Below are 25,364 nucleotides of genomic sequence, written 5' to 3' on the forward strand. Positions count from 1 at the left end.
TAATAACTAAACGAAACTTAACCTTTTCGCCAGGTTGTCCCGTTCGGGCCATCTTCAAGCACCACGTTCATGGCGGCCAGTGCATCACGGGCGGCATCAGCGGCAGGCCAGTCTTTGGCAGCACGTGCGTCGTTACGTTGCTTGATCAGCGCTTCAATTTCAGCACTTTCATCGTCGTTACTGTCACCCTGTAACCAGGCCTCAGGGTCTGCCTGCAGAATACCGACAATGCCACCAATGCCTTTCAGTACTGCAGCCAATTTACCGGCTTCCTCTTCATTGCCTTTTTGCTTGTTCAGCTCACGGGCAATGTCGAACAACACGGAAATCGCTTCCGGCACGTTCAGATCGTCATTCATGGCCGATTCAAACCGCTCCAGATAACCGCCGTAGGACAAATCCGTCGCAGAGTTTACATCTACGCCACGCAGTGACGTGTACAAACGCTCAAGACCGGCTTTCGCCTGGGTAATGTTATCCAATGAATAGCTCAGCTGGCTACGATAGTGCGCCGACATCAGGAAAAAACGCAGCGATTCTGCATCATGTTCCTTAAGCACGTCGCGTAGGGTAAAGAAATTGCCCAGCGATTTGGACATCTTCTCGTTATCCACCTGCACCATGCCGGTGTGCATCCAGGTATTCACGTAGGTTGTATCGTAAGCACAGCAGGATTGCGCCACTTCGTTTTCGTGGTGCGGGAAGGTCAGGTCAGAACCGCCGCCGTGAATGTCAAAGTGCGCGCCAAGGTGTTTATGGTTCATGGCCGAACATTCGATGTGCCAACCAGGACGACCGTCACCCCACGGTGATTGCCAATGAGGTTCGCCGGCTTTCGCCTGCTTCCACAACACGAAGTCCAGCGGATCATCTTTGCCTGCTGCCACTTCTACCCGGGCACCAGCCTTGAGCTGCTCCAGATTCTGGCGGCTGAGTTTGCCGTAATCACCAAACTTGCTCACATCGAACAGTACATCTCCGCTTTCTGCCACATAGGCGTAGCCTTTATCCAGCAGTTTTTCGATAATGTCGATAATTTCCGCCATATGCGTAGTCACGCGCGGCTCGATGTCCGGCTCCAGCAAATTAATGGCCGCGAAATCTTCGTGCATCATCGCAATTGTGCGGGCGGTCAGTTCGTCAGTGGTTTCACCGTTCTCATTGGCCCGGGCGATGATTTTGTCGTCTACGTCTGTGATATTACGCACGTAGTTCACGTCGTAGCCCTTGTGACGCAGGTAACGCACCAGAATATCAAAACTCAGGTACGTACGGGCGTGGCCCATGTGGCTGAGGTCGTACACCGTGATACCACACACATATAACCCCACGCATCCTTCCTTCAACGGAACAAATGGTGCTTTTTCCCGGGTCAGTGTGTTGTATAGGTGTAGCATAGGTATCCTCAATTTTTTACATGGAATCAATTCGGGGCGAAAGTGTAGCACTACCGATAGCGGTCGCACAGGTTTTGCCGCCTTTTATCAGTGAATAATTTATCTCCCGCAGGAAATCGGCTACCATTAGCCCACTTTAAATGCCTGGGACACAGATAAGGGGCGAATCATGGTTACTTTAAAAACCAATCACGGTGATATCACCATCGAATTATTTGCAGACAAAGCGCCTGCAACGGTAGAAAACTTCCTAAACTACGTGAAAGAAGGTTTCTATGACAACACGATTTTTCACCGCGTAATCAATGGTTTCATGATCCAGGGCGGCGGTTTTACGCCTGACATGGATCAAAAAGCCACTAACGCGCCAATCGCAAACGAAGCGAATAACGGTGTTGCCAACGAAAAAGGCACTATCGCCATGGCACGTACTAACGATCCGCATTCAGCGACAGGTCAGTTTTTCATTAACGTGAACGACAATGACTTCCTGAACCACACCAGCGAATCAGTAAACGGCTGGGGCTACTGTGCATTCGGTAAAGTCACCGACGGCATGGACGTGGTTGAGAAAATCAAAGCCGTTAAAACCGGCACCAATGGTTTCCACCAAGATGTACCGGTAGAGCCGGTAGTCATCGAATCTGCTGTTATTACAGAGTAATCCTGAGCAGTTTTGAAATCAGAGGCAGCGCCCTGCTGCCTCATATATTCTGATGTAGTCGCATGCCATTTACTTATTTCATTGCTGATATTCATTTAAGCGAAGACCGTCCTGATATTACCGACTGTCTGCTTTCCTTTCTTAAAGACGAAGCGCCACAGGCTGAAGCCCTCTATGTTCTAGGCGACCTTTTTGAATACTGGATTGGCGATGACAATAAAACGCCTTTTAACGATAAAATCGCTGCAGCATTCAAAGCACTCAGTTTAAACACCCCCGTGTTCTTTATTCATGGTAACCGAGATTTCGCCATTCGTGATGGCTGGGCACAACAAGCCGGTATGACGTTGCTGCCAGAGCAGGCGGTTATCGACTTATATGGTAATCCAACATTAATCAGTCATGGCGACGAACTGTGCACCATGGATGTGGCGTATCAGAAATTTCGCAAGAAAAGCCGTGGTTGGTGGTGGCCGCGTTTAATGCTTGCCCTTCCCCTTTCTTACCGCCGTAAAGTGGCTGAGAACGGCCGTAAAAAAAGTAAAATGAACCAGAGCGGCCTGACGGCTGAAATCATGGATGTCACCCCCGAAGAAGTGGTAAAAGCCATGGAAAAATTCAACGTGCAGCGGTTCATTCATGGTCATACACACCGCCCCAACATTCATTCTCTGGAAGCAAATGGCAAACCTGCAACCCGCATCGTGTTGGGTGACTGGTATGATCAAGGCTCAGTTTTGAAGGTCAGTACTGACGAAATTAGCCTCGAAAATAGAAAGTTCAGTAAGTAACATTCTTTTAGCATTTCAATAGAAACTTCGACGAGACAAACGGCTACATCTCAGCCACCAGATTGTTATGTTATAACATTTTCAATGACTTAGCTAACCGTTACACCGTCACAGAATCGTCACACGTTGCCATAAATCCTTCATGCAGCATTAACGGTTTCGTCATAAATCATCCCTAGGCTATCTTGCGACCCAGGATAGGGATGTCCTCCACTGACCAAGGGTGATCTCGGCTACACATCGTCGTCACACCCTTTCCCCTATTCCTGATGGCAAACGGCCTACAGCGCCGATAACGAAAACATAAATTAGGAATGTCACAATGAAATTTAACTGGAAAGCTTCTGTCAGCGCGCTTGCTCTGGCAGTGTCGTCTGGTTTGCAGGCCGACGTACTTCCAGCCTATCAGGCGGAAAGCGCATGGTTCACAGATGCACAGACAAAAATCGCAGAAAAGCTGGAAACCAATAATAATTTCCGTGCTAAAAACGTCATCCTGTTTGTTGGTGATGGCATGGGGATCTCAACCCTCACTGCATCGCGCATTCGTAAAGGTCAGCTCGCCGGTGAAATGGGTGAGGAAGGATATCTGGCCTGGGAACGCTTTCCAGGAACTGCACTTGTAAAAACCTACAACGTAGACGCGCAAACACCTGATTCAGCCGGTACCATGACCGCCATGATGTCGGGCCTGAAAACCGATGTTGGCGTTATCGGTGTGGATGAAGACATTGTGCGCGGCGACTGTTCAACGGTTGCTGGCAACGAAGCCGTAACTGCACTGGAACTGGCAGAAATTAAAGGTCTGTCAACGGGTGTAGTTTCAACAGCACGCATCACTCACGCTACCCCAGCGGCCACGTACGCTAAATCTGCAGACCGTAACTGGGAAGATGATGGCGATATGCCAGAAGAGGCCCTTACTGCGGGTTGTACCGATATCGCTGACCAACTGGTTCACTTCGAAGAGAATTTGGAAAGCCGCTTCACCGGTATCGATGTAAACGGTATTGACGTGGTCATGGGTGGCGGTCGTCGTTCATTCCTGCCTAAAGATGCAGCATTTAACAGCGCAGATGCAGTTAGCGAAGTGGAAGGTGACCGTAACGATTCACGGGATCTCACCGCGGAATGGCAAGAAATGTACAGCGATGGCGTTTACATCACTGACCAGGCAGGCTTCGATGGCGTCGATGCGGCTGCCACAACACGCCTGTTCGGCTTGTTCAACGAATCTCACATGCAGTACGAAGCAGACCGCGCTAACGATGTTGCTGGTGAACCTTCTGTTGCCGAAATGACCACGAAAGCGATCGATATTCTGGACAACAACGATAAAGGGTTTTTCCTGATGGTTGAATCTGGTCGTATTGACCACGCGCACCACGCCGGTAACGCTTCAGGCGCACTGTCTGAAACACTGGCACTGGAAGCGGCTATCGAAGCTGCTGTTGCAAACACAGACCCATCTGAAACCCTGATCCTGGTTACGGCTGACCACGGTCACGTATTTACCATCGCCGGTTATCCGAAGCGCGGTAATCCAATTCTGGGCAAAGTGGTTAACGTAGGTGCTGATGAACCCGCCACCGCTGCCGACGATATGCCGTATACCACCGTTGGTTACATGAACGGCTACGGCTTTAACGACCTGGGCGCTGAAACCGACTCTGATGCGATTTACAGCGAAGAAGTGAACGCAGGCCGTATGGACATCACCGCAGTAGACACCACCACACCTGGCTATCACCAGGAAGCGCTGATCCCACTGACATCAGAAACCCACTCTGGTGAAGACATTTCACTGCACGGCACCGGCCCTGGCAGCCAGTTAATTCAGGGTGTTATTGAACAGTCTGTTGTTTTCCACCTGATTAACCAGTCTCTTGGTCTGCTTGAAGAATAAGAAGAGGACATCATGAAAGCATTTAAATATAGCGTATTAGCTTTGGCCATGGCTGGCCTGACCGCATGTTCTCTGGACGGCGACGACGGTGCTGACGGTGCCGATGGCAACAATGGCCTGAACAGCCTGACTGTACAAACTGAACTGGCAGCTGGCGATGCAAACTGTCCTAACAGTGGCGTACGTTTCGACAGCGGTTTGGACAGCAATGCTGACGGCGCACTGGGTGAAGACGAAATCACAGACACCAGCTATGTATGTGTGCAGGCAAATACCCAGGTCAATAACTCTGAACTACTGACCAGCCTGAACAACGACTACTTTGTTGCCGGTCAGGCAGAAGTAGAAGCAAACAAAAATGTGTGGCTGCAGGCTACCGGCACCTCTTCTACCGAAAGTACCCGTAACCTTACCAGTAACACCACGGTTACCAAGCACGAGTCTCTGGAAGCCGCGGTTGCCCAGTTAAACGGTAAAGCGAAGAACGTGATTCTGTTCGTTGGCGACGGCATGGGTGTGTCTACTGTTACTGCTGCACGTATTCTGGAAGGCCAGATGAACGGTGACAGCGGTGAAGAGAACCAATTGAGCTTTGACCGCTTCCCATTCGCCGGTTTGTCGAAAACCTATAACGTTGATGCGCAAACACCAGATTCTGCCGGCACCATGTCGGCAATGATGAGCGGTGTGAAAACTGACGTGGGAGTTATCGGGGTAAGCGAAGATGTGGTGCGTGGCGATTGCAGCACAGTTGCCGGTACTGAACTGGTAACCGCACTGGAACTGGCTGAACTGGCCGGTAAATCTACCGGTATTGTGTCAACGGCACGTATTACCCACGCCACACCTGCAGCGACTTACGCGAAATCGGCCGACCGTAATTGGGAAGACGATGGCGATATGCCTGCAGAAGCCATTGAAGCTGGCTGTACCGACATTGCCTCACAGCTGGTTGGTTTTGAAGCCGCCACTGAAGCCCGTTTCGGTGCAGACATCGACGGTATCGAAGTGGTAATGGGCGGTGGACGCCGTTCATTCCTGCCTCGTGACGAAGCGTTTAACAGCCCTGATGCAGTAAGTTCTGTGGAAGGTGATCGTACTGATGGCCGTGACTTAACGGCAGAATGGGCGACGCAATATCCAAACGGTGTGTACATTTACGATCAAGCTGGCTTCGATGGTCTTGATACTGAAACCACTGAGCGCGTGTTTGCCCTGTTCAACGAGTCTCACATGCAGTACGAAGCCGACCGCGCTAACGATGTAGCCGGTGAACCTTCTATTGCTGAAATGACCGAGACCGCCATTAACGTTCTGAACAACAACAATGACGGTTTCTTCCTCATGGTTGAGTCCGGTCGTATAGACCATGGTCACCACGCGGGCAGCGCCTACAATGCACTGACTGACACGATCGCACTGGCCGATGCTGTGGCTATTGCTGACGAGTTGACCAATGACGACGACACGCTGATCATCGTGACAGCCGACCACGGCCATGTATTCACCATTGCCGGTTATCCGAAGCGTGGTAACCCAATTCTGGGCAAAGTGGTTAACGTGGGTGCGGAAGAAGCAGCCACAGCGGCTGACGGCATGCCATATACCACCGTGGGCTACATGAACGGTAATGGTTTCCGTAACCTCGGCGCAGAAACCGATGCTGATGAAGGCTACAACTATGATTTGGCTGCTGGTCGTCAAGACATCACCGATGTCGACACCACAACACCAGGTTACCACCAGGAAGCTTTGGTGCCTCTGTCGTCAGAAACTCACTCGGGTGAAGACGTTGGCATTTATGCAAAAGGTCCGGGTGCCTTCCTGATCAACAGCACCAACGAGCAAAGCGTTATCTTCCACGTGATGGACTTTGCCGCTGACCTAACCGAACAGGCTAATTCAGCCGTTGAGTAACGCGTTCGACACGTTTTTAAAGTAAAATTATGGGATGCCTGCGGGTATCCCTTTTCAGGTTATAATTATGAAGAGAATTGTACTCACTTTAAGCAGCTTGCTACTTTCGGCTCCCGCTTTTGCTACCAGCGATTCCACCAGCGCCCAACAATGTGACGCACAGAAAAACTGGGCACACGCTGAATACACATTCACTGAGAAACACGGTGAAAAACAAAGTCAAAAACACCTTGGCTTGTGGCGTAAACCCAACGTAGTGGCCCACGAATATCCGGCCAACAACATTACACAAATGTGGGAACATGTGCATGAGCGAGTGAAAGCCACCCGCTTTTTCGATAGCCATGCCCGGGCCATTGAATATCAACCAGGTGAAGCCATTCACGGCCGGGTAGATAACGATTGGGAATACCGCAACCAGCTAATCAAAGATGCGTTTATAAACCAGTTGACCAAAGTAAGCTCTCGCGGCGAAGGTTGCGCCCAAGAAGACCTTTATCATCTGGAAAAAGATAATGAAACCATTGATCTCGTCTGGATGCCTGCGCAGGATTTACTGGTCTCGTTTAGGGTAAAACGTGGTGATAAGGAAATACGCTGGCAACAGGATTCCATCAATCACGATCAGCAGGCCATCAAAGCGTTCTTTGCCAAACGATCAGAATTTCAGACCACGGATTTTGCCGATATCGGCGACGATCATACCGACCCATTCCTTACCAACATGGTTCACCAGGGCTTCATTGAAGCGGGTGCCAGCGGCTTCTATGATGCCAACGGTAATGCCATTGGTGAGCATCATCATTGATCTCTGTCGCAAAATTCGCCTCTATGTAAAATTTTGTGCTATAAAAGAAGGGATTTAATTTTCATCAAGGATGGTGAAGAATGTCCACTTTCTTCTTTCACGATGCCAACTTTCTGTTTAGTGCAGCGGTTGGCATAGTCATACTTTTCTTTATTATTGAATGCCTTGGCATGTTGCTGGGCACCAGTTTGTTGGGTCTGTTCGACGACTTACCAGACATAGACGGCAGTACAGATACAGTAACCGGCTTGTCCAGCATTACCAGTTGGCTCTCACTCGATCGCCTGCCCGTGATGATCTGGTTTATTCTGTTATTAACGCTATTCGGATTAACCGGCTATCTGTTGAATCTGACCTATTCCAGCTTTTTCAGCGGACGCTATTTATCTGCACTTGTTGGCGTGCCCATTGCCATGTTCATCGCCCTACCCCTCACCGGTCGTTTCGGTGGCGCACTGGCACGTTTGCTGCCGAAAAACGAATCATCCGCAATGGATACCGATTCCTTTGTTGGCACCGTGGCGGAAATTACCATTGGCGTTGCTCGCACAGGCAGCCCGGCAGAAGCCAAATTTCCTGACAGGTATGGTCAGGTCCACTATGTACTTGTTGAACCATTTGAAACAGAAGACACATTCACCCGAGGAGAGAAAATCATTCTGGTGAAGAAAAACCCGCAAAGCTGGTTGGCGACAAGGTATCGCTAGCTAGGCTTTAAGGGAACATAAACGACGGAAACAGTAGTAACAAAGGAAGCAGTAAACATGGAAACATACTCATCGAATAATCTGCCGGAGATCCTGATCCTGGCATTGATTGTCATCATCGCCCTGCTCGCTATCGGGCTGATATTCGCCAAACTTTATAAACGTGCAACCAAAGAAACCGCGTTTGTGCGTACCGGTCTGGGTGGCGAAAAAGTGATTAAAGACGGTGGTGCTATCGTGCTGCCAGTGGTGCATGAAATCATTCCTGTGAACATGAACACGCTGCGCATTGAGGTGGAAAAAACCCAGAAAGATGCGCTGATCACCAAAGACCGCATGCGGGTAGATGTAAAAGCAGATTTTTACCTCCGTGTTGCCCCTAATGCCAGCGGTATTTCCATGGCAGCACAAACCCTCGGCACCCGCACCACCCGCGCCGAGGAAGTGAAAAAACTCATGGAATCCAAGTTTGTTGACGTGCTGCGCGCGGTAGCCGCGGAGATGTCGATGACAGAAATGCACGAACAGCGTGCAGACTTTGTGCAAAAAGTGCAGCAAAGTGTCGCCAACGACCTCGAAAAGAACGGTCTTGAGCTGGAATCAGTCAGTCTGACCGGCTTTGATCAGACCGATCTAGACTTCTTCAACGAAAATAATGCCTTCGATGCTGAAGGTCGTGCCCGCCTTGCAAAAATCATTGAAGAGAAGCGCAAGGAAACCAATGATATTCAGCAGGAAAACCGGATTAAGATTGAAACCCGTAATCTTGAAGCTGAAAAAGAATCTCTGAACATAAAACGGGATGAAGAAGAAGCCCGTTTGACTCAGGAACAGGTGCTGCAATTCAAGCGTCAGGAACAGAAAGCGGAAATCGCCAAACAACGTGAGCAAAAAGAGCGTGAGGAGCGTGAAGCCGCTATCGCCAAAGAAAAGGCGGTAGAAGCTGCAGAAATCGATAAGTCCCGCGAACTGGAAACCCGGGAAATCGCCAAGCGCAAAGCACTGGAAGAAGCCCGCATCGCCCAGCAGCAGGATGTGGAAGTAGCCGAACAGGTTAAACAGATTGCCGTTGCCACCAAATCGGAAGAAGAATCTGCCGCCCGCGCCAAAGCCGCAGAAGCGGAAAAAGCCAAGGTTGAGAAAGAAGAAGCGGTTACCACCGCCCGTCAGGTTGCCGACGCCAAGCGTCGTATGGAAATCGAAGTTATCGATGCCCGCAAAGAAGCTGAGCGTGAGGCGGTAGGTATTACCGTTGAAGCACAGGCGAAGAAAGAGGCGGCAGAAAACGCTGCCCAGGCTATTCTCACCGAAGCCAAAGCCTCTGCCGATGCGAAAATGCTGCAAGCCGAAGCCGATGAGAAAGTACTGGCTGTTGAAGCTGCGGGTAAACAGGCATTGTACGATGCCGAAAACACCCTGAAGAACGAACAGATTGAGCTGCAAAAAGCGCTGGCTATTCTTAAAGTGCTGCCTGAAGTTATCGCCAGTGCGGTTAAGCCACTGGAAAATATTGAAGGTATTAAAATACTGCAGGGTTATGGTGTGGGCGCTTCCGGAAGCGGTCAGGAAGGCACACTAAGCACCGGTAATGGCAGCATGGCCGACCAGGTAACGCAGGCTGCGCTTAACTATCGCGCCAACGCACCGGTTGTAGATGCACTGCTCCGTGAAGTGGGTTTGGTAGACAAGCAAGGCGGATCGCTGACCGATTTACTCAAAGGCGACAGCACGTTACTGAACAGCATGACTACGCCATCACCTGTTGAAAAGCCGAAGTCAAACGGCGCAGCGCCAGCCGAGTAATTTAGCTTGTCGAAGCGTCACCGCTGACTGGAAATCAGGGCAGCAGCAATGTTGTAAAAGCGGAGTACACCAGTACTCCGCTTTTTTATGACCGGCGAAGCGAACACAAATACCACCACTGTGAAAGCGCGGCAATGACCTACCGCTACCAAAGTACTATAAATGTTTGGCTAAAGTGGCAAAGCAACTTCTGTTAATACTGCATACTATGTAACCATGGTTAATAAAACGTAAACAGATGAAAGCTTCACGCAAAATAGTTCTGTCTATATCTACAATCTACCTGCTTTTGGGCTGCCTGCTGGGGTTTGCTCTGTATAGTCAGGCCATTGAAGATGTGGAAACCGAAATTGATGCAGCCAATCAACTGGCCATTGCCCTGGTTGAACAAGGCGTGAGTTTTCAGCAAATCGGTGCAGCATTGCAGCATAGTCGCCACATCACTGCGGTGATCACCGATACCCCGGAAATACGTTCACAGCTACCCTACCCGCTCATTGACCAATTTACTTCTTCAGATAATGACGGCAGGCAGTTACTGATATTTGCAAATCCCGCCGCTGAGCGCGCTGAAGTGCTGACAACCGTTTACCAGGTGTTTGGCATTCTAACTCTTTCATTAGTTGTTTCATTGTCGTTTCTTCACCTGGCAGTGCAGAGCCGCATGAAACCGCTGCGCAAGCTTAGCAATGCTCTGCGCGAGGTGGGTCAGGGCAATTATCGTGTTGATGTCGCGCCAAGCGATATTGAAGAAATAGACAGCGTCATTGTGCATTCCAGAGACATGGCCAGCGCCCTGGAACAGCGCGAAGCGAAGGTACACCAGTTACGCGCACGGTTGGCGTCGCTGCAGGAAAACGAGCGTCAAATCCTGGCGAGAGAGCTACACGACAATCTTGGCCAGCTCGTTACTGGACTGCGCGTGCAAAGTTTTATGCTTAAGCAACAAAGTAACAGCCCTAAATTTATAGAGCGTACAGCTACCTTGCTGGAACAGCAGTGCGACGATATGCAGTCAGGCATTCGCCAGTTAGTCCAACAGCTTTATCCGGTAACGTTAAGCCGGATGGGATTGGTGTCGGCATTACAGGAAATGCTGGAGCGCTGGGCAGAAATGAACACTATTGCCATTACCTATTCCCTGCCAGACACATCAGTGTCGGTAAGCTCAGACAGTGATATGCACATTTATAGAATTGTGCAGGAAGCGCTCAGTAATATTATTAAACACGCTCATGCAACCCGCGCGAACGTGACGCTCGAAGTTGAAAGTGACACCCAAGAAAATGCCGCGGGCGAAAGTGTGAAATTGACTATCAGTGACAATGGCATAGGCATGGCACCCAATACGTTGGCAGAAAATGAAGGGCTTGGCCTGGAGTCTATGCGCGAACGAGCACGCCTTATTGCCGGTACGCTCACTATTACCGCCCTGGCCGGAACAACAATAACGTTAAAGGCACCCATGCAGCCGGCGCTGCAAACCCTTCGGGAGAAACAAAAAAATGCACATACTACTTGTTGATGATCACGCTGTAGTAAGACAGGGCTACAGCGCTTTGCTGGCAATGATGCTGCCGGACGCCACCATTCACGAGGCTGAAAATGCCCGCGACGCCATGACGTGTCTGAAACAACATGATGTGAATGTGATGATTTTAGACATCAATCTGGACCAGGCAAGTGGCCTGAACCTGGCACCGCGATTTCTTTCTCGCCATCCAGAGTTAAAAATTATATTTTTCAGTATGTTCGAGGAAGCGTCTATTGTGAACCGTGCCATGCACACGGGAGCATCGGGTTATATCAGCAAGCGCTGCCGCCCTGAAGTGATGCTGGATGCGGTAAAAACGGTCATGGCTGGGCGCACTTATATTGAACATGAACTGGCTATCAATCTGGCTTCTTATACCTACAGTGAAAAGCGCGATATTTTCGACCAACTCACGCGCCGTGAATTTGATGTGTTTATGGGCGTGGCCAAAGGCCTGAAACGTAACCGCATTGCCATGGACTTAAATATTTCAGACAAAACGGTTTCTAATGCCATTACCCAGTTGAAGAACAAGCTTCAGGTAAAAACCAGCACAGAACTGGTGCACTTAGCTATCGATAATGGTTATGTAAAGGTAGCAAATTAACATTCGGGAATTTCCCCAGCGTAAACCGGGAAGAGTTCCGTATCCATATTAACGCTGTTTTGACACACTATATTCAGGTTAAGGGGAAAGCGTTCGACGCCCTTTGATTTAGTGAGGTTCAACAGCTCACACAATTGCATGCTAACCCTCAATGGGGGTTAGCATTTTTTTTGCTTTACACTTTTCATATAAAATATAAATTGCTTTTATATCAAGGTTTTATTCCCACCAATATCGGGAATTTTGCCCTACTTTCTTTGGGTAAAAGTCTATATTTTTCTGCTTGTATTCAGTCGCATACTGTTAACACTTTATAAACAAAATGAAAGGTGCGATATGTCAGTAAGTAACACTCTGAAGAAAACAGGCCTGCTTAAATCGGCAGTGCTGATTGCCGCAGCGCTGGCCAGCCAAAACGCCCTCGCGAAAGGCGTCACTTGGGAAGACATTAAAAACGATGCGAATACGCCAGAAGACGTGCTCATGTACGGAATGGGCCCGCAAGCCCAGCGTTTTAGCCCGCTGGATCAAATAAATAAAGACAACGTACATATGCTAACGCCCGCCTGGACGATGAGTTTTGGTGATGAGAAACAACGTGGTCAGGAGTCGCAGGCTCTGGTTTATGACGGTGTTGTTTATGTAACAGGCAGCTACTCTCGAATTTTTGCCTTCGACGCCAGAACCGGTGAAAAGAAATGGTCCTATTCGCATCGCTTGCCAGAAGGCATCCGCCCTTGTTGTGACGTGATTAACCGTGGTGCCGCGATCTTCGGCGATCTGGTTTACTTTGGTACATTAGATGCCGGTATCGTTGCACTCAACCGTCACACCGGTAAGGTCGCGTGGAAAAAACGCTTCGAAGATTACCGTGCGGGTTACACCATGACGGGTGCCCCTACCCTGGTCAAAGATCAAAAAAGCGGAAAAGTACTGCTAATTCACGGTTCATCCGGTGATGAATTCGGTGTTGTAGGTAAGCTATTCGCCCGCGATCCACTCACTGGTGAAGAAGTGTGGATGCGTCCTTTCGTGGAAGGACATATGGGCCGCCTGAATGGTGAAGAGAGTACACCAACCGGAGACAAAAATGCGCCAACCTGGCCCAGAGACGAAAATGGTGAGTTAGTTGAAGCCTGGCACCATGGCGGCGGCGCCCCTTGGCAAAGTGCAAGTTTTGACGTGGAAACAAACACCATCATCATTGGTGCAGGGAACCCGGCGCCATGGAATACCTGGAAGCGCACTGCGAAAGGTGACGATCCGCGCAACTGGGATAACCTCTATACCTCAGGGCAAGTTGGCGTTGACCCAACCACCGGTGAAGTTAAATGGTTCTATCAACACACACCGAATGATGCCTGGGATTTCTCCGGTAACAACGAGTTGGTGCTGTTTGAATACGAAGATAATGGCAAAACAGTAAAAGCTACAGCCCATGCCGACCGTAACGGTTTCTTCTATGTTGTCGACCGCGAAAACGGCGACTTCATCAAAGGCTTCCCGTTCGTCGATAAAATCACCTGGGCTACCCACATCGACCCAGATACCGGTCGCCCTGTGGAAGTAGAAGGACAGCGTCCTCCACTGCCTGAGCCAGGCGAAGAGAAAGGTAAATCCATTGAAGTTTCACCTCCTTTCCTGGGTGGCAAAAACTGGAACCCTATGGCGTACAGCCAGAATACCGGCTGGTTCTATCTGGGTGCAAACCACTGGAAAGAAGACTACTGGACAGAAGAAGTTAACTACGTAAAAGGTAATGCTTACCTGGGTCAAGGTTTCAGAATCAAAACCCTGTTCGATGACCACGTAGGCGTACTGCGGGCGGTTGATCCAGTTTCAGGCGAAATCAAGTGGACGCACAAAGAGAAATTACCACTTTGGGCTGGCGTACTGGCCACTAAAGGTGGATTGATCTTTACCGGTACCGGTGATGGTTTCATCAAGGCTTTCGATGAGAAAACCGGTGAAGAACTGTGGAAGTTCCAGACTGGCTCGGGCATCGTTTCCTGCCCAATCACCTGGGAAATGGATGGCGAACAATACATCGGTTTCGCTTCAGGTTACGGCGGCGCTGTACCATTATGGGGTGGCGATATGGCCGAATTGACCAAACCTGTTGCTCAGGGCGGTTCATTCTGGGTATTTAAAATCCCTAATTTCGACAAAAAGCTAGCCAGCCGATAATCACTCGCGGCGGGGCCTTGCCCCGCCTTCTCATGGAGTACACACAATGAGACTGCTTTTACTACTCTTGCTTCCTGCTATCAGCCAGGCCGCCCCGCCCCCTTTTGAAGACGACATCAAGGTGATTGATGGCTGCGCGCTGGCACCAAACACCCAATGCGCTGACGCCGATTTACGAGGTGCCGACCTGCGTAATATTGACCTTTCAGGTTCCACGTTTACCAATGTGAGATTTAATGGCGCCGATCTCCGTCACAGCAATCTCAGCTATGTCACGTTCAAAAAAAGTCATCTGGATAATGTGAATATGGCTATGGTCAACCTAAACCACAGCGATCTGAGAACTTCAACGGTACTCAGCAGCAATTTAGAAGGCGCAACAGGATGGGCTTTATTTGCTCAGGGTGTGAAGTTTGATAACTCGAACCTCAGCGGCATCAATTTCGATCAAGCCCGTCTTTCCGGCGCAAAAATGAACAGTGTAATACTGCGCAGTGCCAGAATGGAAAGGGCGTGGATGAACAAGATACAGCTGAAAGGCGCAGACTTAACCAACGCCAATATTCAGGAAGCAAAATTGAATGACGCCAATTTATCACGGGCCGTATTAACAGGCACACGCATTCACTTTGCAACCTTTCAGGGTACCTACATGGAAGGCTGCACAGACTGTCCCTTCGACTGGTAACACTTATTTTTTAGTACCAGCGAAAGTTTTAGAATTACGCTGGCGTACCGCTATGAAATTTAAAATCTTTATCTGGCGAAGCAATCAATTCAGCTTCAATTTTACCGAAAAAAGCAATGCGCTCAGCAATATCAGCACCGGCGATTTCTTCAGCCAACGTGAGATAATCTTGATAATGACGGGCTTCTGAGCGCAGTAGTGAAATGTAAAAATCGCCCAGGCGCTTGTCTACATGAGGTGCCAATTTTGCAAAGCGCTCACAGGAGCGTGCTTCAATATATGCACCGCAGATGAGTTTGTCTGTTAACGCCGCCGGCTCATGGGTACGAACGTGACGCAGCATCCCCTTCGCGTAACGGCTCGAGGCAATATTCTCATAGGGAATGTCGTACTCGTTCATGATTTCCAGCACCTGAAGGAAGTGATGCAATTCTTCTTTAATCAGCAGCACCATTTTATCAATTAGCTCCTGCCCGTAAGGCGTGCCAGACTTAGGAATAATCGATTTCGACAACTTGTTATGTTTCAGCAGTGACTGCCAATCCCCTTCTTTGCGGTAGGCAAAATCTTCAAATGGTTTCAACCAGGCCAGCAACGCATCACCACTTTCTTTATCTACCGCATAGCGACGAATCAGAAACATGGCGCTTTGCGCGGCTTTTAACTCACAGATGAGATGATCGGTTAATACCACCGCCAGATTGTCTTTGTCTGCGGCTTTATCAACCCAGGCGTCCGGGGTTTCACATTGTAGAAATGAATGGATTGGCGCGAGTAATTCGTTCATCGGCTTTTAGCACTGCTTATCAGGTTTAATGGTATCGATTTAATACTTTCAGGGTGAAGCAACACGCCCTCCAGCGGGCGTGGGCGCGGATCCTACCATAAATCCGATAAGAGTTATTAGTCTATCCAGCGCTGCCAGTGTAGTTTGCCGTCTTTCCAGCCAAGCAACATACCACCGCAGTTATCAATGGTGCGCCCTTCACCAAAGCTGTGCGCAATACACGCCATGGCATCGCCGTGACTAACAATCATGAGCGACTCAGCCGACTCACTGCTAACCAGCTTTTCAAACTCCTTGGTAAACCGTGCCACCACCATATTTGCACTTTCACCGCCGTTCTCCGGCATCAGGTCAGGACGGGTGTAGCGATGGGCTTTAAACGCCTGATACGCCGCCAGGTTCGCCGTATGCTGCCCCTGCCATTCACCAAAGTTACGCTCGCAGAAGCCTTCATAGATTTTGTGTTCTTTACCCAGGGTTTCCGCACACACGGCTGCGGTGTCTTTTGCTCGGCCCAGGTGGGAGCTCACCACCAGCTCTAACGACCAGTTTTTCGCTTTACCGGCTAATTCGGCGGCCTGCGCTCTGCCCTGCTCAGTCAACGGACTGTCGAGCTGACCCTGAAGTCGTTTGTCACGATTCCATTCGGTCTGACCGTGACGGCAGAGATAAATATGTTTTTCCATGAAGTGTCCTTGTGAATTCATTTCATATGCACTTTGCCGCCAATCATCTTGTAGGCTGGCGTGCCGCGGATCAGGGTTTCTCTGGCAAATTCCTGATCGCATCCCGGACAATGACAGGGCTTTACCGTCATGTCTTCCACAATGCGTTCAATGAAACATTTTACCAGCGCACCTTTGCCGCCTTTACGGTATTTAAAAATGGGGGATTTGCATTGCTGACAGGAAATGAGCACTGTGCGAACCGGCCCTTTCTTGTTGGGTTTTGCCATATGACACCTCGTGAGCAGCAATGTATCGCATTCACCGGGCTGGCTCAAATAATACCGGGGGCAGATTAAACCTGTGTAACAGACTTTTTCAAGCTAAGTTGCTATGTTTGTTATCACGAAGTTTTTCTTTCTGCTTAGTCTGCTACGAGTCAGTATGATGAGAAACTACTTGTTAGTTTGTAAAACGGCACGGCTTAACATCAATTGCTATTTCATACTATAAAACATCTAAGCTCATATGATCGCTTTGTGGGTCAGTCTCAAACATCACCGGCTCCCCCGGTAATTTGAACTCTCATAAATAAACTTCAATCTAGGATTGATGTCGCTAGAAAAAATTCTTATTACTCATGGTACTACTCAAATTGTTATGCGAATTTAGAACACCATCAACAGACTGTTGTCCATCTCACCCTTTAATAATAAGTAGTGCAATTATTGTCTTAGTTCTGGAAAATTTAGAATAGTAAAAGTTAGATCCCAGAAAAAAATGTTAAAAAATTATTTCACTCGGATGTTGCACTAATTTTAACTGAATCCTTAATTCTAAAACTCGGTGTATTATCAGTGAATAAGAAGAAAGCTACAGATATTGTGAGTAGTAGAAGTGAGATTATAGAAAGACGCCACTGATAGTTAACATAACGAATCATTTTATTTCGCTCAACAACATTCAGATTCCTACCTCTCGATGTTGTTCCAGTTAAATGTTTTATGTCTTGGCTGGCATAGACATTAATAGGTATAGAGATAGCTCGGTAACTAAAGACAAGACCCAATATTGCTAGTGATAGAGAAATTAGAAAAATTGACTTTACGATGTAGCTATTAGTGCTTAGCAACGCTCCAGATGTAAATGCAAATATAGCGAAAATCGTTATAAGAAGACTTCCTGAAAATTTTTCTAGACTAAAAATCAGTTTGTCATTGTCCATAGGTTTTTATTACCTTTCTGAATCGACGCTTAGGTGTATTAAATATGAGTAAGTTAAGGATCGGATTCAAACCGTCCGACAGAGGTCTGTCATTTTCAATAAATTCAGTGGCAAGCTTTTCGAGTTCATCCAGAGCACCAGCACCTATTCGTCTCATATGTGAAACAAACTGTTTCTGATCTTCAACTTCAAACTTCTGATTAATTAAATTGTGTCTTTTCATGTAGCGAATAACAGAGATACGCATGTGCTTTTTTATGCGACTAGGCTTGCATACTTCAGAGTAGAACTGTTGGATACTCAAAATTCCTAAAAGATTATTATTCGTCCACAATGTTTGCGGTAAGCAGACATTTCTAGTCCCAATTCGAGTATTACATCCGAAATTTACAGCGACATCAGCGCTGAACTCGATAGCTGATTTTATGAAAGCTCGAGCGACCTCCTGACAAGCCGAAACTTGTGCTTTTGACAATGTTTGCCCTTGAGAATTCTTGAACAGGATGAGTGCAACATCTATCACATAATAGTTAAGTAGGATTTGTTCTACAAAACTATGATGGTAATTATAAGTTAATAAATCGAAGGTGGAATTCCCGATCGGTAATTGATAGGAGTTCACACCGTGATTTCTTTTTTCGACGAACGGATAGTGGTTTAATTTATATTTTTTTTTAACCTTTTTAGCGTACTCAGAATGAAAAATGTCGTAGAAATGTTGAATGTACTCAGCGTTATCCATTTTTTTGAACAGTGTTGCTTTCATCCTAGAGTACATTTACATGTCCTTAGTGCATATAGATTCTTAGATTTGTTACTACCTTTTAATCACGAATTGTTAAAAAATGCAATCAATAATAGAAATTAGGAAGAAAATAGATCTGGGAAACTCTATGACGTTAGTCTCCTACGAATTCAACTTCGAAGGACAATTCTTACAGATTTAGATAGCCTCGCGTGAGTAGGCCTCTAATTGGTATCGGTGTCCCTCGGTCCACTTTCCCTTTCAATTACTATGACAGTTGGTCATACTCTAATTGTTTAGCGACCTTAGAATAACTCCAACACACAGTTGCTCTCCTAACACCTGTCAACCATAAATTGTACATTTATTATCTTATTTCGGGTTCAGCATTCGATTGTAACAGAATGAAAAATATCAGGTTAAGCTGTACCTTCAATACTGACTTGCCGTATAACGGTGAACATCGTTCATAAAAATGTGTTCTGCCCGGCCATGCTAAACCTGAAAAACCTGCAAAAATCCTTTGGTGACATTCAGATCTTGCGAGATTTATCCTTTGCGTTAGCAAGTGGAAGCTCGGCCAGCATTCGCGGCGCCTCAGGTTCAGGTAAATCCACGTTACTGTCGCTCATTGCCGGATTTGAACTCCCGGATGGCGGCACCATTCATATTGACGATGTCACCCTGCCCTTTACCAGCGACAAAGCCGCTGATGCTTTTCGCCGGGACCTTCTAGGTGTGGTATTCCAGAGTTTTAACCTGCTGGATTGCCTCAACGTGTGGGACAACATCGCCTTCACCGCCCGCTTGAAAGGCAATCATGATAAAGATTTTCAGCGTACGTTGATGGAAGACATGGCGATTGCCCACCTGTCAGAAAAGCTTCCCCAACAGCTATCCGGTGGTGAACAACAGCGTGTGGCCATTGCCCGCGCGTTGGTTCACAAACCCTCCCTGGTATTGGCAGATGAACCAACGGGAAACCTGGATGAAGAGACCAGCGAGCAGGTCGCAAACACCTTGTTTGCACAGTGCCAAACGCTCAATACCACCCTCATTGTTGTCACTCACAGTCACGAAGTGGCAGAAAAAGCCGACGTTTCTTTGTGGCTGCATCATGGGCAACTGCATGTAAAGCAGCATGGCGAACAGCATCGCTCCTCACAAACACATGCAGAACAGAAGCGCCTGGAACGCTAATATGTTAAATCGCTTGCTGTTGGTGTGTCGTGTTCTGCTCGCAATGGACCGCAGACGCTTCTGGGAACCGCTGTTAATTATTGTCGCCATTGTTATAGCCACCGCGGGCCTTTCGTCGGTTACGCTCATCAATCAAGGGGCCAGCGAGGGCGAACTGGCATCGTCGCAACCAGGCTGGTTCGCAGGCGGCAGCGTGACCGCCAAAAGTACTGAGACTCCCATCAGTAAAGCCGACTATATTGCCCTTCGCACGGCGGGCTTTACCTATCTTGTTGCCATAATAGAAATGGAAGCACAGATTAGCTGCCCGGCCAACGAATCCCGTTCTCTACCTATCACGATAACTGGCGTGGATATCACGGCGGCCTTGAGTAACGCGGGCGCATTTGGTGGTATGTCGGGTATGCTTAATCGGCAAACGGCTAACAAACCCATCGCCAACCCCGCTGATGCAACGTTAGCATCAAACCCAAATGCATCTATAAAAGGTACAACCGTAAGGGCTGTGGTATCTGAGCAAACCGCACGCTACTTTAATTGCAACACTTCACTGACAGGATTTGGCAATCTCCTTTTTAGCACGCCGCAAGTAGTAACAGGCTTACCTGATGAACGCCTGGTACTGCCCATTGATGCCTTTTACACCGAAGGCCGCACGCCAGAAAACTTCCCATTAACGGCCTTGGTCGTCGCAAGAACACTCTCGAATAAGGAGCAGACACGACTGCAGCAGGCGTTACCAGAGAACCTTGCACTGACTATTCCGCCAGCATTCACCAGCAAGGGCACCTTAGCAGACAGTTTTCAGCTTAACTTGTGGGCTATGGGCGCGTTGATGGCGGTAGTGTCGATATTTATCATTCTTAACGCCCTCATGCTGATGTACCGTGCCCGACTCCCTGCGTTTATTCGTTTGCGACAAGCTGGCGTGGGCAGTCGGATGTTGCTGGCAGCACTGTTTACCGAGCTGACTTTCTACTGCCTCATAGCGAGCCCCGTTGGCGTGTTTGCCGGCGCGGCATTAACGCTTTCGCTAACACCCGTACTCCAGGCGACTTTTAGCGGGTTGTTCGAATCCGCTTTTGTTGCGCCGTCGCCGGTGCTGACGCAGTTAATCGCAGGGGCTTTTGTTGTTTCGCTAGCAGCATTAGCCATGTTCTTTATTGCGCCAGCAAAGCAGCTCGCGGGGGCCCTCAGTCGCAACAGAGTGCAGACAGCGCCGCTTCCACCATTTAAACGACTGCTTTGCTCTCTTGTTCTGTTGCTGATCATCGCCCTGACATTAGTATTCGCGTCATCGACTGCCACAGCACTTTTAAGCGTTGCTGCGGTGTTACTGTGCGCCAGCGCACTTTTAATCCTGTGGTTGGCACCGCTTCTAGGCATGGTAAGAAGGCTGGTTCCGCCTACTAGCCCACTTGCCAGCTATGTGGTTGCCAGCGCCCAAATGCTATCGGGAAAAAGTCGGTTGGCGGTATGTGCCTTTTTCATCGCGCTCAGCGCCAACATTGGTTTGAACGTGATGACGGATAGCTTTCGTCAGGCCACCCTGGACTGGCTAGAACAACGACTTACTGCACCCGCTTACTTATATTCCATGCAACCTATCAACGAAACATCCTTGCCGGACAGCCTTCGGCTACTCCCTATCTATCAAGGTGTCACCTCAGTAAGCGACGCCGGTATGAGTGATGCAGCCGAAATGAATAACTCCAAAGTAACATTGCGGACTTATCCGTCGCCGTTTTCCTACCAGATTAATCTGCCCCTGGAACAGGAAACACCGAGTACGCCAGCGGATTTCTATGCCGGTGAAGCCGTGTATGTGAACCAGCAGTTGGCCTTTCGTTTAGGAGTGAAGCCCGGAGACCGTTTAGAAACTGGACCGATTTTCACGCTGGGGCTGGAGCAACAACTCCTCGGCGGGAAACAGTCATTCCGCGTTGCTGGCATTTATCCCGACTATGGTAACCCAGAGATGCAAATCATAGTGAGTGAAAGCTTGATTGGCATGCCAGAGGCGCGCAGAAATGTGGCGGCGATTTACCCGGCGCTTGCCACGTCGTCTAGTTTAGCCGCGCAGGAATTATCATCACTGCAAGAAACGTTGCCAGACGATGCGAACCTGATATCGTCAGCCTCGTTAATTGCCGTGTCTATGGAAACCTTCGACCGCACATTCGTGGTGACTGATGCCTTAAACATTGCCACTTTGTTGGTTGCTGGACTGGCTTTTGCGGTATCCGTAACCCTGCTCACCATGGATTTAAAACCTCAACTCGCTATGCTTCGCACACTGGGGATCAGCCAACGCAGCATAAAAACCGCGCTGACTGCCCAGTACATGTTGTTATGCGCGGCCACAGCGGCTATGGCCGTGCCATTTGGCATTTTGTTGGCATGGATTTTTATTGAGTATGTGAATCGTTTCGCGTTTTACTGGGTTTATCCCTTGTCACTCAACTGGATTGTGCTGCTGAAAAGTGTGGCAGTGAGTTTGGCGGTGGTGCTGGTAGTCCTACTGTTACCGCTGGGGAGATTAAACAGCAAAATCGATCTGAGGCAGGAAGAGCGCTTATGAAAAACGTGAGCATGATTGTTTTAGCGCTCTTGTTGAGTCTACTGCTAATAAGCTGCACTGACCCACAACCCAACACCAGCCTATTTGCCGCTGATGCAGAAAAGCCTGTCGTTACTTTGGTGAGTCGTGACAAACCGGTGATACTGCCTAACGACCACAAAAGTCACCCTGCGTTCGACATCGAATGGTGGTATCTCACTTTTGTGTTGGAAGATGCACAACACCGGCCTTACGGTTTGCAATTCACCTTATTCCGTTTTTCTGGCGACCAGCAATATGTGAGTAATTGGTCTGATGGCCAGTTATGGATGGGTCACGCCTCGTTGCATTCCCCCACCGAGCATTTCTTTGAAGAACGTTTTGGTTCAGGCGGCGTGGGCAACGTGTTTGTAACAGATCCTTCAACCAACACGCACACGTTTTCAACACAAATAGATAACTGGCGTTGGCAAAGTGAATCGACGTCGCTAACACCTTCCACGCTGAATTTCACCATCAACGATACGGTCACAGTGTCATTACAATTATCTGCCGATGGGCCGGTAATAAAGCAAGGTGATAACGGATACAGTATTAAAACCGCAGATGAAACCTATCGTTCTTACTATTACAGCCAACCTTTTATTCAAGCCAACGGCATAATTAAGATTGGCGAAAACAATCTGCAGGTAAACGGCAATGGTTGGTTCGACCATGAATGGACCAGCGAATTGGCAAACAACAATGCGTTAGGCTGGGATTGGTTTTCTCTGCATCTGGATAACGGCGATAAACTGATGGCGTTCCGCATGCATGTGCATGGGCAGCTGCCCTATGTCACCGGCACTTACATCACCGCGACCGGCGAACAACAAACACTGACAGTCGAGACAATCCAGCTAACGCCCACCGGGAACGAGTCAATCGACGAACATGATTATCCTGTTAATTGGCGCTTGCAAATTCCCACTAAGTCACTGGATATTAGTCTTCATCCATTCAAACTCGGACAGCATAACAACGGTCGCTTCCCTTACTATGAAGGTAGAGTTGAGGTTGCCGGTTCCCATTCGGGTAATGGATTCATGGAATTGACTGGGTATTGAGATACTCAAAGGGCATCTTTCATAGTTTATTGCTGGCGCCCGTATCGGATAGTTGTTCCGGCAAAGCAATTTGTGTAGCGTATGGTTTTTATTTTTCTGGAACGCCTCTTTGAACACGCTGAAATCTGCGGCATTGGCCGCCTTCACCCTTTTGTCTTTCAATTCACTGGCAGCTTCCTTGTCAGTTAACGTATTCGCAATTCCCTCACAGAACATCGAGAACACCGTGGCTGACGTGAGTGCTGAACTCAACAACGAAGGCATGAAAACCTTTTATGAAAAAGGATTTCCAGTTCACGTTACGCTTTACCTCACACAGTTCGACGAGTCAGCGGTGCCATCCATACTAGAAAAGGTCGAGGCGTTAACCGCAACCCAAACTACTATTCCACTCACTGCCAACGGCTTTACCGTTACCGCTGGAAACTGGGTATTTGTAGATGCGGAAGTCAGCCATGATTTACAACGTCTTGCAGACACCGTGACTCTGGCTCTGGAACCAATGCGTGATAACAAAGCACCACTGCCGGGCTGGGTAAATGCTTATCCCGTGAAAAAGGCCGCATTCGAGCGCTACGGCAGCCCGAATGTATTCCAAAACTTCGAACCCCACATGACACTGCTGGCAGCCGAACAATCTGAAGCGCTGAAAGCGGTGGCAGAGAAAATGAAACTTAAACCACCCTATGCGACAGGCAGTGTCACCGCTATTGGTGTAGGACTCGCCGATGATAAAGGACAGGTGAGTAAAATACTTAGAATTTATGAGCTAAAATCAGGGCCGAATTCTACGCACTGAACATAACCGGCACCGCCCTGCCCTCATGAACCTCAGAGTACCAGCGAAAGCTGATAACACAGTCCGGCCAGACTGGCACTCATTAAGTTTGAAAGAAAACCACCTAAAATGACTTTCGGGCACATTTTAGCAATATAGTCTTTCTTGTCTGGCAGCATCTGACTCAGTACGCCAAGCAATACGGCCGGGGCTGACAAGTTCGCGAACCCGGCAAGTGCAATGACCGTTACTAGCTGCGAATGTGCGCTTAACGCGTCTTGAACGCCTGACAGACTCACATAGGCAACAAACTCGTTCAGCACCATCTTTTGCCCAAGCAAGTTGGCAACGGTGAGCACTTCATCGCCTTGCACGCCTAACAGCCAGGCAAACGGTGCAAAAAGATAACCGAAGATCAGCTCCAACGTTACCCCTTCAACGCCAAACCAACCCAGTACGCCGCTTAAAGCGCCGTTGATTAACGCAATCAGACCAATGAACGCAAGCAGCATCGCGCCTACGCCAAGTGCGAGCTGCAGACCGCTGGATGCACCTTCAGTGACAGCTTCAATCATGGTAGAAGGCTTCGATTCAGCAAGCTGCTTTTCAATATCTTCCGGCGGGCTGGTTTGTTCCGTTTCTGGATATAATAGCTTTGCCATTAGCAAACCACCCGGTGCAGACATAAACGCCGCTGCCAGCAAATATTCAATATTGATACCCATACCTGCGTAACCCAGCAGCACACCTCCGGCAATCGACGCGACACCACCGGTCATCAACGCGAAGAGTTCAGAGCGCGTCATGCTACCCACGTATGGACGCATCAATACAAACACGTCAGTATTGCCGACAAAGATATTGGCCGTGGCCGCCATAGATTCGGTTTTACTGGTGCCCAGCAGTTTTTGTAACGAACCGCCCACCAGACGGACAATCCACTGCATGATGCCGAAGTAATACAGCAACGACATCAGCGATGACATAAATACAATGACTGGCAGTACTTTAATGGCAAAGATAAAACCATACTCACTGCTGCCGAGATCGCCGAAAATAAACGCAATACCTTCGTTGGCATACGCCAGAATGTTATTCACCCCGCCCGACAACGCCAGCAAAACCTTGTTGCCAAAAGGAACAAACAAGATAAAGGCGACGATGGCCAGTTGCAGTCCCAGCGCACCGAAAATAACTCGCGGCTTCACTGCCCGGCGATTTTCTGAACATAGCCATCCCACTGCGAGTAGCAACAAGACGCTGCCGAGTAATGTTATTATTGTTGTCAT

The 25,364-nt window shown here is 48.7% G+C and carries 21 protein-coding genes; 15 read left to right on the top strand and 6 right to left on the bottom strand.

The features are described 5' to 3' along the window. Positions 1–17: 17 nt before the first annotated feature. Positions 18–1,397: a cysteine--tRNA ligase gene (cysS, locus tag ACXAGX_RS14095; RefSeq protein WP_474839076.1), complete on the bottom strand. Its 1,380-nt coding sequence runs from the start codon at positions 1,395–1,397 to the stop codon at positions 18–20. A 169-nt stretch (positions 1,398–1,566) separates the two neighbouring features. On the opposite strand from cysS, the gene ACXAGX_RS14100 reads away from it, so the two are divergent. The 11 genes from ACXAGX_RS14100 to ACXAGX_RS14150 all read left to right on the top strand — a co-directional run bounded on the left by ACXAGX_RS14100 (position 1,567) and on the right by ACXAGX_RS14150 (position 15,009). Further along, positions 1,567–2,061, top strand: coding sequence for a peptidylprolyl isomerase (locus tag ACXAGX_RS14100; protein WP_474839078.1), 495 nt, complete (start codon positions 1,567–1,569; stop codon positions 2,059–2,061). A 62-nt stretch (positions 2,062–2,123) separates the two neighbouring features. Beyond that, positions 2,124–2,852 carry a UDP-2,3-diacylglucosamine diphosphatase gene (lpxH, locus tag ACXAGX_RS14105; RefSeq protein WP_474824962.1) on the top strand — a complete coding sequence of 243 codons (729 nt, stop codon included), beginning with the start codon at positions 2,124–2,126 and terminating at the stop codon, positions 2,850–2,852. Positions 2,853–3,174: 322 nt separating this feature from the next. Then, a complete protein-coding gene (locus tag ACXAGX_RS14110; RefSeq protein WP_474839080.1) occupies positions 3,175–4,758 on the top strand; it encodes an alkaline phosphatase in 1,584 nt (527 codons plus the stop codon). A gap of 12 nt (positions 4,759–4,770) precedes the next feature. Further along, on the top strand, positions 4,771–6,675 hold the full coding sequence (locus ACXAGX_RS14115; protein ID WP_474839082.1) for an alkaline phosphatase: 1,905 nt from the start codon (positions 4,771–4,773) through the stop codon (positions 6,673–6,675). A 67-nt stretch (positions 6,676–6,742) separates the two neighbouring features. Beyond that, the gene (locus tag ACXAGX_RS14120) at positions 6,743–7,483 is read left to right on the top strand and encodes a hypothetical protein (RefSeq protein ID WP_474839083.1); all 741 of its coding nucleotides are present in this window, start codon (positions 6,743–6,745) and stop codon (positions 7,481–7,483) included. An 80-nt stretch (positions 7,484–7,563) separates the two neighbouring features. After that, entirely contained in the window at positions 7,564–8,190 is a 627-nt protein-coding gene (locus ACXAGX_RS14125; RefSeq protein ID WP_070125346.1) for a YqiJ family protein, read from the top strand. A gap of 57 nt (positions 8,191–8,247) precedes the next feature. Then, positions 8,248–9,993 carry a flotillin family protein gene (locus ACXAGX_RS14130; protein ID WP_474839085.1) on the top strand — a complete coding sequence of 582 codons (1,746 nt, stop codon included), beginning with the start codon at positions 8,248–8,250 and terminating at the stop codon, positions 9,991–9,993. 238 nt (positions 9,994–10,231) lie between these two features. Then, on the top strand, positions 10,232–11,518 hold the full coding sequence (locus ACXAGX_RS14135) for a sensor histidine kinase (protein WP_474839087.1): 1,287 nt from the start codon (positions 10,232–10,234) through the stop codon (positions 11,516–11,518). After that, entirely contained in the window at positions 11,499–12,134 is a 636-nt protein-coding gene (locus tag ACXAGX_RS14140; protein WP_070125349.1) for a response regulator transcription factor, read from the top strand. The genes ACXAGX_RS14135 and ACXAGX_RS14140 overlap by 20 nt, the downstream gene beginning before the upstream one ends. A gap of 336 nt (positions 12,135–12,470) precedes the next feature. Continuing rightward, a complete protein-coding gene (locus ACXAGX_RS14145) occupies positions 12,471–14,321 on the top strand; it encodes a methanol/ethanol family PQQ-dependent dehydrogenase (RefSeq protein ID WP_474839089.1) in 1,851 nt (616 codons plus the stop codon). Between the two features lie 46 nt (positions 14,322–14,367). Then, positions 14,368–15,009 (top strand): pentapeptide repeat-containing protein, encoded by a 642-nt coding sequence (locus ACXAGX_RS14150; RefSeq protein ID WP_474839091.1) that lies wholly within the window; start codon positions 14,368–14,370, stop codon positions 15,007–15,009. A 34-nt stretch (positions 15,010–15,043) separates the two neighbouring features. On the opposite strand, the gene miaE is transcribed toward ACXAGX_RS14150, so the two are convergent. The 4 genes from miaE to ACXAGX_RS14170 form a co-directional block, all read right to left on the bottom strand. Then, complete coding sequence (gene miaE / locus ACXAGX_RS14155; RefSeq protein ID WP_474839093.1) at positions 15,044–15,796, bottom strand: tRNA isopentenyl-2-thiomethyl-A-37 hydroxylase MiaE; 753 nt, start codon at positions 15,794–15,796, stop codon at positions 15,044–15,046. Between the two features lie 116 nt (positions 15,797–15,912). Further along, positions 15,913–16,482, bottom strand: a complete 570-nt coding sequence (locus ACXAGX_RS14160; RefSeq protein ID WP_474839095.1) for a histidine phosphatase family protein — start codon at positions 16,480–16,482, stop codon at positions 15,913–15,915. Between the two features lie 17 nt (positions 16,483–16,499). Continuing rightward, positions 16,500–16,751, bottom strand: a complete 252-nt coding sequence (locus ACXAGX_RS14165) for a hypothetical protein (protein ID WP_070125354.1) — start codon at positions 16,749–16,751, stop codon at positions 16,500–16,502. Positions 16,752–17,675: 924 nt separating this feature from the next. Continuing rightward, complete coding sequence (locus ACXAGX_RS14170; RefSeq protein ID WP_474824973.1) at positions 17,676–18,452, bottom strand: hypothetical protein; 777 nt, start codon at positions 18,450–18,452, stop codon at positions 17,676–17,678. 435 nt (positions 18,453–18,887) lie between these two features. Here ACXAGX_RS14170 and ACXAGX_RS14175 point away from each other — a divergent pair, with 435 nt between their 5' ends. The 4 genes from ACXAGX_RS14175 to ACXAGX_RS14190 all read left to right on the top strand — a co-directional run bounded on the left by ACXAGX_RS14175 (position 18,888) and on the right by ACXAGX_RS14190 (position 24,096). Further along, entirely contained in the window at positions 18,888–19,631 is a 744-nt protein-coding gene (locus ACXAGX_RS14175) for an ABC transporter ATP-binding protein (protein WP_474839097.1), read from the top strand. A gap of 1 nt (position 19,632) precedes the next feature. After that, the gene (locus ACXAGX_RS14180; RefSeq protein WP_474839099.1) at positions 19,633–22,212 is read left to right on the top strand and encodes an ABC transporter permease; all 2,580 of its coding nucleotides are present in this window, start codon (positions 19,633–19,635) and stop codon (positions 22,210–22,212) included. Continuing rightward, complete coding sequence (locus tag ACXAGX_RS14185; protein WP_474839101.1) at positions 22,209–23,297, top strand: lipocalin-like domain-containing protein; 1,089 nt, start codon at positions 22,209–22,211, stop codon at positions 23,295–23,297. The genes ACXAGX_RS14180 and ACXAGX_RS14185 overlap by 4 nt, the downstream gene beginning before the upstream one ends. Before the next feature lie 109 nt (positions 23,298–23,406). Then, complete coding sequence (locus ACXAGX_RS14190; protein ID WP_474839103.1) at positions 23,407–24,096, top strand: 2'-5' RNA ligase family protein; 690 nt, start codon at positions 23,407–23,409, stop codon at positions 24,094–24,096. A gap of 32 nt (positions 24,097–24,128) precedes the next feature. Here the strand turns inward: ACXAGX_RS14190 and ACXAGX_RS14195 are convergent, their stop codons facing one another. Then, positions 24,129–25,364: a NupC/NupG family nucleoside CNT transporter gene (locus ACXAGX_RS14195; RefSeq protein ID WP_474824980.1), complete on the bottom strand. Its 1,236-nt coding sequence runs from the start codon at positions 25,362–25,364 to the stop codon at positions 24,129–24,131.

The organism is Alteromonas sp. ABV4_515 (assembly GCF_056160345.1).